General features: G+C 73.7%; 10 protein-coding genes. 9 read left to right on the top strand and 1 reads right to left on the bottom strand.

The window, feature by feature from the left end; translation table 11 throughout:
* Nucleotides 1-70 precede the first annotated feature (70 nt).
* The 4 genes from ABD652_RS03875 (at nt 71) to ABD652_RS03860 (ending at nt 5868) form a co-directional block, all read left to right on the top strand.
* Nucleotides 71-1399 carry a sensor histidine kinase gene (locus ABD652_RS03875; protein WP_344718376.1) on the top strand — a complete coding sequence of 443 codons (1329 nt, stop codon included), beginning with the start codon at nt 71-73 and terminating at the stop codon, nt 1397-1399.
* Between the two features lie 100 nt (nt 1400-1499).
* The gene (locus ABD652_RS03870) at nt 1500-2228 is read left to right on the top strand and encodes a response regulator (RefSeq protein ID WP_344718374.1); all 729 of its coding nucleotides are present in this window, start codon (nt 1500-1502) and stop codon (nt 2226-2228) included.
* 194 nt (nt 2229-2422) lie between these two features.
* The gene (locus tag ABD652_RS03865; protein ID WP_344718373.1) at nt 2423-3193 is read left to right on the top strand and encodes an ABC transporter ATP-binding protein; all 771 of its coding nucleotides are present in this window, start codon (nt 2423-2425) and stop codon (nt 3191-3193) included.
* A complete protein-coding gene (locus ABD652_RS03860) occupies nt 3190-5868 on the top strand; it encodes an ABC transporter permease (RefSeq protein WP_344718371.1) in 2679 nt (892 codons plus the stop codon). Before ABD652_RS03865 ends, ABD652_RS03860 begins: the two co-directional genes overlap by 4 nt.
* Before the next feature lie 112 nt (nt 5869-5980).
* Here ABD652_RS03860 and ABD652_RS03855 read toward each other — a convergent pair whose 3' ends face one another.
* Nucleotides 5981-6976, bottom strand: coding sequence for a type IV toxin-antitoxin system AbiEi family antitoxin domain-containing protein (locus ABD652_RS03855; RefSeq protein WP_344718369.1), 996 nt, complete (start codon nt 6974-6976; stop codon nt 5981-5983).
* A 195-nt stretch (nt 6977-7171) separates the two neighbouring features.
* On the opposite strand from ABD652_RS03855, the gene ABD652_RS03850 reads away from it, so the two are divergent.
* The 5 genes from ABD652_RS03850 (at nt 7172) to cydC (ending at nt 14662) form a co-directional block, all read left to right on the top strand.
* Complete coding sequence (locus tag ABD652_RS03850; RefSeq protein ID WP_344718367.1) at nt 7172-8158, top strand: sugar-binding transcriptional regulator; 987 nt, start codon at nt 7172-7174, stop codon at nt 8156-8158.
* 266 nt (nt 8159-8424) lie between these two features.
* The gene (locus tag ABD652_RS03845; RefSeq protein ID WP_344718365.1) at nt 8425-9855 is read left to right on the top strand and encodes a cytochrome ubiquinol oxidase subunit I; all 1431 of its coding nucleotides are present in this window, start codon (nt 8425-8427) and stop codon (nt 9853-9855) included.
* Between the two features lie 15 nt (nt 9856-9870).
* Nucleotides 9871-10884, top strand: coding sequence for a cytochrome d ubiquinol oxidase subunit II (gene cydB, locus ABD652_RS03840; protein ID WP_344718363.1), 1014 nt, complete (start codon nt 9871-9873; stop codon nt 10882-10884).
* 74 nt (nt 10885-10958) lie between these two features.
* Nucleotides 10959-12824: a thiol reductant ABC exporter subunit CydD gene (cydD, locus tag ABD652_RS03835; RefSeq protein WP_344718361.1), complete on the top strand. Its 1866-nt coding sequence runs from the start codon at nt 10959-10961 to the stop codon at nt 12822-12824.
* The gene (gene cydC / locus ABD652_RS03830) at nt 12821-14662 is read left to right on the top strand and encodes a thiol reductant ABC exporter subunit CydC (protein WP_344718359.1); all 1842 of its coding nucleotides are present in this window, start codon (nt 12821-12823) and stop codon (nt 14660-14662) included. The genes cydD and cydC overlap by 4 nt, the downstream gene beginning before the upstream one ends.
* Nucleotides 14663-14686 lie beyond the last annotated feature (24 nt).

Here is a 14686-nt window from a genome sequence, read left to right as displayed (position 1 = left end):
GTGGGTATGCGCGCGCATACCCACACCTTCCACGGACTCATCGGGAGGGAGCACAGGCACAATGGGAGGCATGCCCGACACTGCCGCCGCCCGGACGCCGTTCCACGTGCGCGTCTCGCGCTTCCTGGAAGGCCGTCCCTGGATCGCCGACACGGGGCTGCTGGCCGGACCGCTGGGCCTGTTCAGCGTCGGCTCCGCGGCGAACGACGGGTTCAGGCCGCTGTTCATCGGCGGGTTCGAACCTGCCGGCTGGCCCCTGGTCCTGATGCTCGGACTCCTCACGACGCTGCCGCTGGCCCTGCGCCGCATGCGCCCGGCCCCCTGTGCCGGACTCATCGCCGTCGGGGCGCTGCTGCAGGTGCTCACCCTCGTCGGCCCCGGGATGTCGAGCATCAGCGTGCCGATCGCGGTGTATTCGGCGGCGAAGTTCGGCTCCCGGCGCAGCGCGCGCATCTATCTGATCATCGCCCTGGCCGGCGCGCTGCTGCTGGGCCTCTACTTCCTGAGCGGCTACCTGCTGACCTCGCCGCGGGGCATCAACCTCCTCGAGATCCTCCTGCCGGTGTTCATGATCACCGGGTTCGCCGCCGCCGTCGTGCTCGCCTGCTGGCTGCTCGGCGACCTCGGAGGCCGGCGTCGTCGGGAGATCGCCGCCATCGCCGAGCGCAACGAGCTGCTGGAGGTCGAGCGGGAGCAGGAAGCCCGGCTCGCCGCCGACGCCGAGCGGATGCGCATCGCCCGCGAGATGCACGACGTGGTCAGCCACTCGATGTCGGTGATGATCGCTCAGGCCGACGGCGGCCGCTACGTGGCCGGACAGGATCCGCAGGCCGCCGCCGGGGCCTTCGAGACCATCGGTCGCACCGGCCGCGAGGCGCTGACCGAGATGCGCCGGATGCTGGGCGTGCTGCGCGACCAGGCCGAGGGCGTCGACTATGCGCCCACCCCGGGGCTGGCCGATCTGCGGCGGTTGGTCGCCGATGTGCGCGCCGCCGGGCTGCCGGTCACGCTGCGCAGCAGCTGGGGCACGGCCGCCGACGCGCGGCTGGACCAGGCGCCGTCGTTGCCCGAGGGAGCCGGGCTGGCCGTCCACCGGATCGTGCAGGAAGCGCTGACCAACACGCTCAAGCACGGCGGCGGGGGAGCCCAGGCTGATGTCGCGCTGGCCGTCGACACGCCGGAGGGGGACCGTCCCGGCGGAGCCGCCTCGCCGGGCGACCAGCTGGTGGTGCGCATCAGCGACACCGGCGTCGGCTCCGGCGCCGACGGCGACGGCCGCGGCTCCGGCCTGCTGGGCATGGATGAGCGTGCCAGACTCTACGGAGGCGAGGTCACCACGCGGGCGCATTCCGGCGGCTTCGACGTCGTGCTCCGCCTGCCGCTGACTGTTTCACGCTGAGTGTTTCACGCGGAATGCCTGACACCGACTCGTCTGTCGCCCATGTTTCACGACGGACGTTTCACGCCGACTGCTGGATGCCGACGACCCGGGAGGGACGATGGAGACGCCGATCTCAGTGCTGCTCGCCGACGACCAGGCCTTGCTGCGGGCCGGATTCGCCATGGTGATCGACTCGCAGCAGGACATGCGCGTGGTCGCCCAGGCGGGCACCGGCGTCGAGGCGCTGGAGGCTGTCGGCGAGCACCGCCCGGACGTGGTGCTGATGGACATCCGCATGCCCGAGCTCGACGGGCTGGAGACCACGCGTCGGCTGCTCGACGACGCCGGAGACGGCGGACCGGGCACGGCGGACGCGCCCACCGTCATCGTGCTGACCACCTTCGACACCGACGAGTATGCCGTCGAGGCGCTGCGCGCCGGAGCCTCGGGCTTCCTGCTCAAGGACGTCCAGCCGGAGGTGCTGCTGGACTCCATCCGCACCGCCGTCGACGGCGGCGCGGTCATCGCCCCGACCACCACCCGGCGGCTGCTCGACCAGACGCTGCTCGACGATGCCCGCAGCGCCCGGAGCCGCGAGCCCGACGCGGCGCAGCGGGCGAGGCTCGAGACGCTCACCTCCCGGGAGCGCGAGATCCTGGTGGAGATGGCCACCGGGGACTCGAACGGCGAGATCGCCGCGCGGCTGTTCCTCTCCGAGGCCACGGTGAAGACCCATGTGGCCCATGTGCTCGCCAAGCTCGGCGTCCGCGACCGCGTGCAGGCGGTGGTCTTCGCCTACGACTCCGGACTGGTCGACCGCTCAGCGCCGCCCGGCACCGGACGGTGACTCCGTGGCATGTGTGGGAATGCGCGGGCATTCCCACACATGCCACGGAGTCACCCCTCGAAGGCGGAGGCACCCCTCGAGGGCGGGGTCATCCCCGAGAGGAGGGCCGGCCGGGACCTCATCCTGCAGGGTGAGACGAGGACGGTCCTCTCGGCCGATGTGGAGGCGGCGTCCAGCTCCATAGGCTCGTCAGCATGACGACTTCCCCGGAGACCACCACGTCCGCCCCGCCCGCGGCCGCCGCCGTCGCGGTGCGCGCCGAGCGGCTGTCCAAGTCCTACGGCGCCGGCGACGCCGCCGTCCGCCCGCTGCGCGAGCTCAGTCTGGAGATCCCCCGGGCGCGGTTCACCGCGATCATGGGCCCCTCCGGCTCCGGCAAGTCCACGCTGATGCATGTGCTCGCCGGCCTGGACGGCCCCGACGCCGGCCGCGTCGTCGTCGGCGACGTCGAGCTCACCGGGCTCGACGAGAAGCGGCTGACCGAGCAGCGTCGCGCGCACATCGGATTCATCTTCCAGGCCTACAACCTGGTCCCGGCGATGACCGCGGAGGAGAACATCCTGCTGCCCGCGAAGCTCGGCCGCACGCGCGTTGACCGGCAGACCTTCGACGCCGTCGTCGACCGGCTCGGACTGCGGGACCGACTCGGCCACCGGCCCTTCGAGCTCTCCGGCGGCCAGCAGCAGCGCGTCGCCGTCGCCCGCGCGCTGGTCACCCGTCCGGCGGTGATCTTCGCCGACGAGCCCACCGGCAATCTGGACCACACTACCGGCGCCGAGGTGCTGCAGCTGCTGCGCACCGCCGTCGACGAGCTCGACCAGACCGTCATCATGGTCACCCACGACCCGGGCGCCGCCGCCGTCGCCGACCGCACCGTGCTGCTGGACGACGGCCGCGTCGTCGACGCCCTCGAGGGCCAGTCCGCCGAGACGCTCGCCGCCGCGCTGGTGGAGGTGGGGCGATGAACCCCGTGCTGCGCGCCAATCTCCGCTCCGGCGGCGGCCGCCTGGTCGCCGCCGGCTCCGCCGTCGCAGTGGCGGTGGCCTTCGTGGTCGCCTGCATGCTGCTGGTCGACTCCTTCACCCGCACGATGGAGGACCAGGCCCGCGCCGACGCCGCCGGCGCCGACCTGGTCATCGACTCGGCGCCGCTCACCGCCTCCGCCGACGCGGGAGGACGGACCGCCGATCCGCAGGCCGGCGAGACCGCCGCCGCCGACGTGGCGGAGCAGGTCGCCGACGTCGACGGCGTCGCCTCGGCGCAGAGCATCCGCGGAGCCTTCGCCACGGCCGACTTCGCCGGCCGCGAGGGGATGATCAGCGTGGGCGATCTGCCCGAGCACGCCGACCACGAGACCGTCGAGGGACGACTGCCGCAGGGCGAGGACGAGGCGCTGCTGCCGTCTTCGACGGCCGAGTCCTACGACGTCGGCGTCGGCGACGAGGTCACTGTGGAGGTCCCGGCGGCGTCCGCCGATCCTGCCGCCGGCCCCGACGCCGAGCCCGAGGAGGTCAGCTGGACCGTCGTCGGCGTGAGGGAGGCGAGCAGCTCCGCGCAGGCGCGGATGTTCCTCACCGGATCCGGTATGGATCGGCTGGTTCCGATCGCCGGCCCGGACAGCATCCGCGTGGTGCTCGCCGGCGAGGCCCACGGCGACGCCGGAGCCCAGGCCGCCGCGCAGGAGCGCGTCGCGGAGGCGATCGCCGCCTCCGGGCTGGTCGGGGAGGGAGCCTCGATCCACGAGACCGTCGAAGGCGGCCTGGCGGTCGATCAGGTCACGGTGCTGACCAACGAGCAGATCGTCGACGCCTGGGTCGCCGAGCGCACCGGCGACAGCAACATCCTGCTGACCATCGGGCTGGGCTTCGGCGCGGTGGCGGTCTTCGTCGCCGCGCTGGTCATCACCACCACCTTCGGCGTGCTCATCGCCTCGCGGGCGAAGTCGCTGGCGCTGATGCGCGCGATCGGCGCCTCCGCCGCGCAGCTGAAGCGCGCCACGATCGCCGAGGGCGCCGTGCTGGGGCTGGCCGGCTCGCTGGCCGGCGTGCTGCTGGGCTGGTGCGCGGCCGTCGGCCTGGGCGCCGCGGCCCGGGCGCTGTGGCTGGAGAGCTTCGCGACGCCGGCGCCGACGGCGGCCGCCGTGGTCACCGGCGTCGTCGTCGGCACCGTGGTCACCGTCGTCGCGACGGTCGGCCCGGCGCGCCGCGCCTCGAGCACCTCGCCGATGGAGGCGCTGCGGCCGGCCGATGTGGCCTCCGCCGAGTCCGGCGCTCCGCGGCGGCGGACTGTCGTCGGAGCCGTCGCCGCAGTCCTGGGGCTGGCCGGCACAGTGGCCGCGGCGCTGGTCGGTCTGCCGCTGATCGGCGTAGCCGGCGCGCTGATCGGCTTCACCGGTCTGCTGATGGCCTCCCGCGCGGTGGTGCCGGCGACAGTGCAGCTGCTCGGCCGAGCCGTCTCCCGGCTGACCGGCGGATCGACGGTGCCGCGGCTGGTCGCGCAGAACGCCCGTCAGGTGCCCGGACGGACCACGACGACGACGTCGGCGCTGCTGGTGGGCATCACGCTGGTGGTCACGATGATCGTCGGCGCGGCCACCGCCCAGCGGTCGATCGCCGCCGAGCTCGCCGCGTCCGCCCCCGTCGACGGCACAGTGGTCTCGACGGACGCCGCCGTGCGGCAGACCGCCGCATCCGACGAGGCGGTGGAGGCCGCCGCGACGGTGCCCGGAGCGGCCGGGACGCTGCGCACCGAGACCGGCACGGCCGAGGCGACGGTCCTCGTCGCCCCGCAGGACGTGATCGCGGAGATCTCCCGGCGCGACGACGTCGCGCCGCAGGAGGGCACGGCCCTGGTCTCCTCCTCCTACGTCACCCCCGACGGCGTCCTCTCCCCGGAGACCCCGGCTGACGAGAGCGCCTCGGCCGCGGCGGTCGTCGACGGGCAGGAGGTCTCCCTCGACGCCGAGCGTGCCGGCTGGCTGCCGCCGTCGACGGTGCTGGTCTCGGCCGCCGACGCCGAACAGGCCGGCTGGGCGCTGGAGGAGTCGTCCGGCCAGACCTGGCTGCGGATCCACGACGACGCCAGCGTCGACGACGTGCTGCGGCTGACCTCGGCACTGGAGCAGAGCCTGGAGACGGCCTCCGGCCCCCGGCCCCAGGAGCAGGCCGAGGCCGCGGACGCCTCCGGCGTCGCGCTGGACGGCGCCGGACAGCGCGCCGCGAACGCCCAGAGCATCCAGGCGGTGCTGCTGGTGGTGCTGGTGCTGCTGGCCGCCTCCGTGGTCGTCGCGGTGATCGGAGTGTCGAACACGCTGGCGCTCTCGGTGATCGAGCGGCGTCGGGAGGCCGCGCTGCTGCGCGCGCTGGGGATGAGCCGCGGCGGCGTGGGCTCGATGGTCTCGATCGAGGCGCTGCTGATGGCCGGCGTCGCGCTGGTGCTCGGCACCGGCCTCGGCGTGCTCTTCGGCTGGGCCGGAGTCTCCTCGCTGGTCAGCTCCGACGTGCTGGCGGTGCAGCTGGACGTGCCGCTCGGTGAGCTGGGCATCGTCTGGGGGCTGGGGCTGCTCGCCGCCGTGCTGGCCGCGGCGATCCCGGCGCGGACGCTGTCCCGCACGGCCCCGGCGGCGGGGCTGAGCAGCTAGCGTCGCCCACGCCAGCGTTGCCTCTGGAGTTTGGGCCTTAACCCCGTCATCTTCGGCGGGGGTTAAGGCCCGAACTCCAGAAGCAACGTGCTGGGCCCCGGTCCCGGCCCGATCACCCGTCGAACGCGAGCAGCAGACGGGCGACGACGCGGCGGAACCCGTCGCGCAGGTCCTCGACGTTGACCGGGAGCACCGTCCAGCCGTCCTGCACGAAGGCGAAGTTCCGCCGCTGGTCCCTGGCCTGCTGGGCCGCGGAGAAATGACCGGCGCCCTCGTACTGCAGGACGATCAGGCGGTCCTCGTAGCCGAGGTCCCCCGACCACGGGCTGCCCGGTCTGGGTCTGACCTGCAGCTGCGGCTCGGGGAGGCCGGCGTCGAGGATCGCCAGACGCAGCAGCGTCTCCGGTCGGGAGTCCGCGCCGATGCGCACCTGATCCAGCGCACGGCGTCCCTTCACGATCCCCTTGGTCCGGCGGTGAGCGGCCACCAGCGTGGCCAGCGACGACGGCGTCTCCCACGGCTCGTCCCGTCCCTCCAGCTCGGCATGGGGCCGTCGCACCAGCTGGTCCCCGAGGGCGACGAGCTCCCGCTCCGGCAAGGCCCCCATCAGGTCGAAGAACACCCGACCCGGCCGGGAGACCCGCAGTCCGGCGACGTCGACGACCTCCCCGGGCTCGACGACCACCGCATGGGAGCGCAGCTGCGGGGAACGCCGCGTCGTCGTCGAGATCTGCGGACGGCTGAGATGGACGACTGATTCATCGCCGGCCCAGCCGGGCAGCTGCAGTCCGTGGAGCCGCGCCGCCGTCGTATGGCTGAACCAGGAGCCGGTGTACTCGTCCTGGATCTGACGCAGCATGCGAAGCAGGGTGCCGTCGGGCTGAACGCGTCGGCCGGGCGGCCCTTCCTGCGGTGCCCGGGGGAGGAGCCCGACGGCGTCCGCCCTGCCGTCGTCCAGCGTCCCGCCGTTCCAGCGGTACAGCCCGTGGCCGATCCGGGCGACGTCCTGCGCCCGCAGCCGTTTCGGCGGCACGCCCAGCGCCTCGGCCCCGCGCCGGGTGAACACGCCCTCGCGGAGGGCGGCGGGAAGCGGCGTCGTCGGTCTCATGAGGCCACTGTGCGGGACGAGCGTCCCGTCGCGCCTCGCGGATCGGCGATCTGTGGAGAATGCCGCCCCTCGGTGCGTTGCCTCTGGAGTTCGGGCCTGAACCCCTGCCGAAGACGACGGGGTTAAGGCCCGAACTCCAGAGGCAACGCAGGGGAGTAGGGCATATGCTCGGATGAGCAAGCATTGGAGGACCGCATGCCCCAGGAACGCCGACCCGACGAGCCCGCCGCGACCGCCGGGCAGCATCCCGACCGGCGCGATCTGGCGCTGATGGCCGAGCTGGCCGGCGAGCATTACCTCGACGGCCGCTCGAAGGTGGAGATCGCCCGCCGACACCGCCTCTCGCGCTTCCAGGTCGCCCGACTGCTGGACCAGGCGCGCGACGAGGGGGTGGTGCGGATCACCATCGTCAACCCGTCCGACTCCGGCGCCGACCATGCCGATCTGGCCGCCGCGCTGGGCGTCTCCTCGGTCACCGTCGTCGCGCAGCGCTCAGATGAGACCATGCGGTCGGCGCTGGCCCGGCAGGTCGCCCACCTGCTGCCCCTCGGGCTGCACGACGGCGCCCGGCTGGGCGTCTCCTGGTCGCGGACGCTGAGCCACCTGCCCGAGCATCTCGAGGTCATGCCGAAGGTGGACATCGTCCAGCTGGTCGGTCCGCTCAGCGCCCCGGGCTCCTCGACGGCGGACTCCTCGACGCTGGTCCATCGGCTCGGCGCCCGTGCCGGCGGCCAGGTCTGGCCGCTGCCGACCCCGCTGATCGTCGACTCCGCCGCCGTCGCCGCGGCGCTGCGCGGCACCGACGAGGTTCGGGCCGCTCTGGAGGCCGCCGACGAGATGGACGTCGCAGTGGTCTCGATCGGCGCCTGGCACCCCGGCGGCTCCACGCTCTGGGGGCGCTTCAGCGAGGAGGAGCATCGCCGCGCCCGCGAGGCCGGCGTCGTCGCGGAGTGCTCGGGGATCCTGCTCGACGAGTCCGGCGCAGTGGTCACCTCGGTCATGGAGGACCGGGTCGTCGGGGTCTATCCGGCCCAGCTGCGGCGCTCGCGGGTGGTCGCCGTCGCGCCGGCGGTGGGCCAGCCCGCGGCGGTGATCGCCGCGGCCCGCGGGGGCTTCGTCGACGACCTGGTGATCTCCGCCGAGCTGGCCGACCAGCTCGCCGAGATGCTCGACGTGCGCTGAGCGGGCGGGCGCGGCCGCGGCGCCGCTGTCTTCTACGCCGTGTAGAAAAACTCTTCTACACGGCGTAGAATTCTGTGCGGGGCGACGGCGCGCGGACGCCGGCCTCCCCGCCGCGACGGGTCACGCCGACCCTCGCCGGAGCACGCCGCCGCAGAGAGGTCACCCCCGAGGATCATCCCGAGGGTCGACGCGACGGAGGCGAGGCTGCGGCGACGCCGACCGTCGGGCGCGGACCCTCGAGCCGGAGAAGGCGCAGGTGGGCGCTCATGGAACAGATCTTCGACCCGCTGACCATGGCACGCTGGCAGTTCGGGCTGACCACGCTCTATCACTTCCTCTTCGTGCCGCTGACCATCGGGATGGCCCTGATGGCGGCGATCATGCAGACCGCCTGGGTGCGGACGAACAAGGTCACCTACCTGAAGCTGACCCGGCTGTTCGGCAAGATCTTCCTGATCAACTTCGCCATGGGCGTGGTCACCGGCATCGTCCAGGAGTTCCAGTTCGGGATGAACTGGTCGGAGTACTCGCGCTTCGTCGGCGACGTCTTCGGCGCCCCGCTGGCCATCGAGGGGCTGGCGGCCTTCTTCTTCGAGGCGACCTTCATCGGGCTGTGGATCTTCGGCTGGGGCCGCATCCCGCGACTCGCCCATCTGGCCTGCATCTGGGTGGTCTTCATCGCCAGCACGCTCTCGGCCTACTTCATCCTCGCCGCCAACGCGTTCATGCAGAACCCGGTGGGCTACACGATGAACGCCGAGCGCGGCCGCGCCGAGCTCACCAGCCTCTGGGAGGTGCTGACCAACCCGGTGGCGCTCGCGGCCTTCCCGCACACCATCTTCGCGGCGATCATGTTCGCCGCGGCGGTGATGGTCGCCGTCGCCGCCTGGCATCTGCGCCGTCGCCAGCACGTCGAGACCATGCGCCCGGCGCTGAAGACCGGCCTGTGGGCCAATGTCGCCGCCTTCGCCGGCGTCGGACTCTCCGGCGACCAGCTCTCGCTGGCGATGGTCGACGCCCAGCCGATGAAGATGGCCGCCGCCGAGGGCCTCTACGAGACCACGGAGAACGCCAGCTTCTCCATCTTCACCCTCGGCACCCCCGACGGCGCCTCCGAGCTGTTCTCCATCCGCATCCCGCATCTGCTCTCGCTGCTGTCCACCCACACCCTCGACGGCGAGGTCGAGGGCATCAACGACCTGCAGGAGCAGTACGTCGCGCAGTTCGGCCCCGGCGAGTACACCCCGATCATCTGGATCACCTACTGGGCCTTCCGCTGGATGATCGGACTGGGCGCCTGCTCGGCGCTGGTCTCGCTGATCGCGCTGTGGTTCACCCGGAAGAAGGCCCGGCCGCTCAGCGCCCGCGCCGAGGACCTGAAGTGGCGGGCGCTGATCTGGACCGCGCCGCTGCCGCTGCTGGCCTCGCTGGTCGGCTGGATCTTCACCGAGATGGGCCGGCAGCCATGGATCGTCTTCGGCGAGATGAAGACCGCCGCGGCCGTCTCGCCGACGGTCGCCGGCTGGCAGGTCGCGATCTCGCTGGCCGCGTTCACGCTGATCTACGGGGTGCTGGCCGTCGTCGAGTTCCGGCTGATCCTCAAGGCCGCCCAGGAGGGGCCGCCGGAGATCGCCGAGGACGACGACGGCGAGTCCGGCACCGGCGCCGACGACGCCGACTTCGCGATGGTCTACTGAGGCAGGAGCCGCATCATGGAACTCACCCAGCTCTGGTTCATCCTCGTGGCCTTCTTCTTCGTGGGCTACTTCGTCCTCGACGGCTTCGACTTCGGCGTCGGGATGGCGCTTCCCCTGCTCAGCCGCGACGACACCGACCGGCGGGTGGTGATCAACACCATCGGCCCGGTCTGGGATCTCAACGAGACCTGGGTGATCGTCGCCGGCGCGGTGCTCTTCGCCGCCTTCCCGGAGTGGTACGCCTCGCTGTTCTCCGGGATGTATCTGCCGCTGCTGCTCATCCTGCTGGCGCTCATCGCCCGCGGGGTCAGCTTCGAGTTCCGGCATCAGCGCAAGCACCCGGAGTGGAAGCGGGCCTTCGACCGGATGATCATCGTCGGCTCGCTGGCCCCGGCCTTCCTCTGGGGGATGATCTTCACCGGCGTGGTGCAGGGTCTGCCGATGACCGCCGACCACGACGTCCGTGCCGGCCTCACCGACATCGTCAATCCCTACACCCTGCTGGGAGCTGTCACGGTGACGCTGCTCTGCCTGGTCCACGGGGCGGTGTTCATCGCGTTGAAGACCGACGGCGCCATCCGCACCCGGGCGCGCCGGCTCGCCGCCGGGGCCGGGCTTCCGGCCGCCGCGGCCGCCGTCGGACTGCTGGTCTGGACGCTGCTGGAGCATCGCGATGCCGCGCTGGCCGGTCCGGCGCTGGTCGTCGGCGTCCTCGCCGGGATCGCGCTGGTCGGCGGGCTGGCGGCGAACCTCGTGGGCCGCGAAGGCCTGGCCTTCACCGGACTGGCGGTGACGATGGCCGCGGCGATCTCCACGCTGTTCCTGGTGCTCTTCCCGACGGTGCTGCCCTCGACCTCCGGCGTGGGGACGCTGACCATCGACAACGCCAGCTCCACCGACTACACGCTGGGCGTGATGCTCTGGGTGGCCGCGATCACCACGCCGCTGGTGATCGGGTACCAGATCTGGACCTACTGGGTGTTCCGTCGGCGACTGACCCGCGAGCACATCGCCGCCGCGGCGCACTGACGGAGCCCTCGCCGGCCGCTCCCGCCCCGCCCCGACCTGCTCCTGACCCTCCCGACTCTGCACGAGGTGACGCCGTGAAACCGCTGGATCCGCGCCTGCTGCGCCATGCCCGCGCCGCGCGCGGGTTCCTGGCCGCGCAGGTCGTCCTCGGGCTGCTGCGCGTGGTGCTGGTGCTGGCCTTCAGCGCGCTGGTCGCCGCGGCGGTGGTCAGCGGCGCCGAGCTGGTCGGGGCCTCGCCGGAGTGGCCGCTCGCGGTGCTGGCGGAGAGGTCCGCCGAGCATCGACTGGTGCTGCTGCTGACCGCCCTGGCCGGCGTGGTGCTGCTGCGCGCAGCGCTGACCTGGGGAGAAGAGGTCCTCGCCGCGCGGGCGGCGGCCCGGGTGAAGAGCCAGCTGCGTGCCGCGGGGGTGCGGGCGCTGGCGCGCGCCGGCGACGGCGGGTTCGACGCGGCCGGCGACGCCGACGGCTCGGGCCGCGGCGTCGGCGGCGGAGCCCGGGCGGCGACCACGCTGGGCGGCGGACTGGACGCCCTGGACGCCTACTTCTCGCGGCATCTGCCGCAGCTGGTGCTCACCGTGCTGGCCGTGCCGGTGCATCTCCTCGTGCTGGCGCTGCTGGATCTGACCACGGCGATCATCGTCGCGATCACCATGCCGCTGATCCCGCTGTTCATGGTGCTGGTCGGCTGGACGACGCAGTCGGCCCAGCGGCGGCAGCGCGATCGGCTCGACACGCTCGGCCGCCGGTACCTGGACGTGGTCGAGGGGCTGTCGACGCTGCGCGTCTTCGGCCGGGCGCACCACCAGCGGGAGAACCTGCATCGGCTCTCCGCGGCGCATCGACGCTCCACGATGGCGGTGCTGCGGGTCAGCTTCCTCTCCGGCTTCGTGCTGGAGCTCGCCGCGAGCCTGTCCACGGCGCTGGTGGCCGTCTCCATCGGCATCCGGCTGGTCGACGGACAGCTGGTGCTGCTGGTGGGGCTGACCGCGCTGCTGATCGTCCCCGAGGCCTTCGCCCCGCTGCGCCAGGTCGGGGCGACGTATCACGCCGCCGCCGACGGGCTGGCCGCGGCCGAGGAGGTCTTCGCGCTCATCGCCCGCGGCGAGGCCGCGACGTCCCGGTCGGCGGACGAGCAGTCGGACGAGCAGTCGGACGAGCAGGCCGACGGCGGCGACGACGCCCCGCACGCCCCGCAGATTCCGCCGGCGGCCGAGCTGGACGTCGCCGGGCTGAGCGTCGACCGCGGCGGACGACGCATCCTCGACGGCGTGGAGCTGACCGCTCGCCCCGGCGAGCTCACCGTGCTCACCGGGCCCAGCGGCGTCGGCAAGTCCACGCTCTTCGCCGCGCTGCTCGGACTCGTGCCGGCCGCCGGGACGGCACGACTGCACGGCCCCGAGGGGGAGGTGCCGCTGACACGGGCGGCGATCGCCTGGTCCGGGCAGGATCACGGACTGCGCGCCGGCACAGTGGCGGAGAACGTGGCCCTGGGCGAGCCCGCGGCGTCGAGGGCCGACGGCGCCGGTACCGCCGGTGCCGCCGACGCCGCCGGTGCCGATGCGCCCTCCGTCCGCGCGGCGCTGGCGGCCGCGGATCTCGCCGCCCTGGATCCTCGCCGGCCGCTGGGCGTCCGCGGCGCCGGGCTCTCCGGCGGCCAGGCCCACCGGGTGGCTCTGGCGCGGGCGCTGCATCGTGCCCGGGCGCGCGACTGTCCGGTGCTGCTGCTCGACGAGCCCAGTGCCGCGCTGGACGCCGAGGCGGAGCAGCGGCTGCTGGCCACGCTGCGCGCCGAGGCCGCGGCCGACCGGGTCGTGCTGGTCATCAGCCACCGCCCGGCCGTCGTCGCGGCCGCGGACCGGCGGATCGACCTGATCCCCGGCGCGGACTCCTCGGCGGCCGCGGCGACCGCCGCCGTCGCGACGCAGGGAGGTCACCGATGACCGGAACGACGACGCCGGCGTCCCCGGCGACCCAGGCAGCCCCGGACGCTCCGACGAAGGGCGCCGCCGCGCTGCTGCGCACGGCGACGCCGGGCTGGCGCCGCATGGCACCCGGACTGTGCTTCGGCGCGCTCTCCGGGCTCTGCGCCGTGCTGCTGCTGGCCGCCTCGGCGTACCTGATCACGCGCGCGGCCGAGCAGCCGCCGATCCTCTACCTGAGCCTGGTGGTCGTCGGCGTGCGCGCCTTCGCCCTGGCGCGGGCGACCTTCCGCTACCTCGAGCGGCTCAGCTCGCACGACGCCGCCTTCCGGGTGCTGGCCGAGCTGCGCGTCGGGCTGGTCGAGCGCCTCATCCCGCTGGCGCCGGCCCGGCTCGGCGGACGGCGTCGCGGCGATCTGCTCGCCCGGATGGTCTCCGACGTCGACCAGCTGCTCGATCGTCCCACCCGAGTGATCCAGCCGCTGGTCAGCTCGGCGGTCGTCGCCCTGGCCGCCGTCGCCGGAGTCGCCTTCGTCGATCCGACCGCCGCCGCGGTGCTGGCGGGCCTGCTCCTCGTCGCCGCGACGGCCGGCACGCTGCTGCACGGGGCGCTGGCCGCCCGCGCCGAGCGGCGCACCGCCGGGCTGCGCGGCCGGCTGGCCGACGAGATCCTGGAGCTGGTCGCCGATCTCGACGTGCTGCTGGCCTACGACGCCGTCGAGGCGCAGCTGCGTCGGGTCGAGGACGTCGACGCCCGGCTGCGCCGCACAGCGCTGCGCAGCGCGGCCGGCACCGGCGTGGCCTCGGCGGTGCTCGCCGCGGCCTCCGGGGCGGCCGTGCTGGGGCTGCTGCTGGTCGGCCTCGACGCGCTGGAGCCGGGGCGGCCGCTGGGGCCGGGCTTCCTGCCGCGGCCCGGCGAGGTCGACCCGTCCATGCTGGCGGTGCTCGCCCTGGTGCCGCTGGCGGTCTTCGACGTCGTCGCCGCCGTGCCGCCGGCGATCTCGGCTCGTCGCGGCGTGCTCGCCTCCGCGCGGCGGATCGCGGAAGTCGCGCCGGATTCGGAGGCTGCGCCGAAGGTGGAAGCTGCGCCGGACGCGGAGGTGTGGCCGGAGCCGCGGACCGCGGAGGAGCACGAGGTCGCGGCGCCGGGCGCCGTGGACGCTGCGGGCTCCGTGGTCCCCGCGCTGGAGCTGGTCGACGTCGCCGTGCGCCGGCCGGGCGCGACGGCGCCGGTCAGCGCCCCGGTGACGCTGCGCGTGCTGCCGGGGGAGCGGGCGGTGATCACCGGCGTCAGCGGCGCGGGCAAGACGGCGCTGGCCCAGGGGCTGGTCGGCTTCCTCGACCACGTCGGCACGCTGCGCGTCGGCGGCGTCGACGTCGCCGCGCTGACCGGCGAGCAGCTGCGACGCCGAGTGTGCTTGATCGAGCAGGACGCCCACCTCTTCGACGCCACGATCCGCGCCAACCTGGCGCTGGCGCATCCGCAGGGGCCGGAGCAGGCCGACGACGCCGCGCTCTGGAGCGCGCTCGACGCCGTCGGCCTGGGGACGTGGGCGCGGTCGCGCGAGGGGCTGGACACGCCGGTCGGCATGGACGGGGTGCTGCTCTCCGGCGGGCAGGCCCGGCGGATCGCCGTCGCCCGCGGGCTGCTCTCCGGCGCGGAGGTGCTGGTCCTCGACGAGCCCACCGCCCATGTGGATCCGGGCCTGGCCGAGCGGCTCCACGAGGAGGTGCTCGGCGCCGCCGGGGAGCGGGCGGTCGTGCTGCTCTCCCATGTGCCGGTGGCCGACCGGCTGGTCGACCATCGCGTCCGGCTGGAGGCGGCGGGCGAGGAGCCTTCCGGCCGCTCATCTGAGTGATCGACTACACTCATCTGTTAGTGT

Source organism: Nesterenkonia halobia (assembly GCF_039536005.1).
Lineage (GTDB): Bacteria > Actinomycetota > Actinomycetes > Actinomycetales > Micrococcaceae > Nesterenkonia > Nesterenkonia halobia.
The sequence above is the reverse complement of the archived record's forward strand: the minus strand, read 5'-3'. Positions and strand labels throughout refer to the sequence as shown.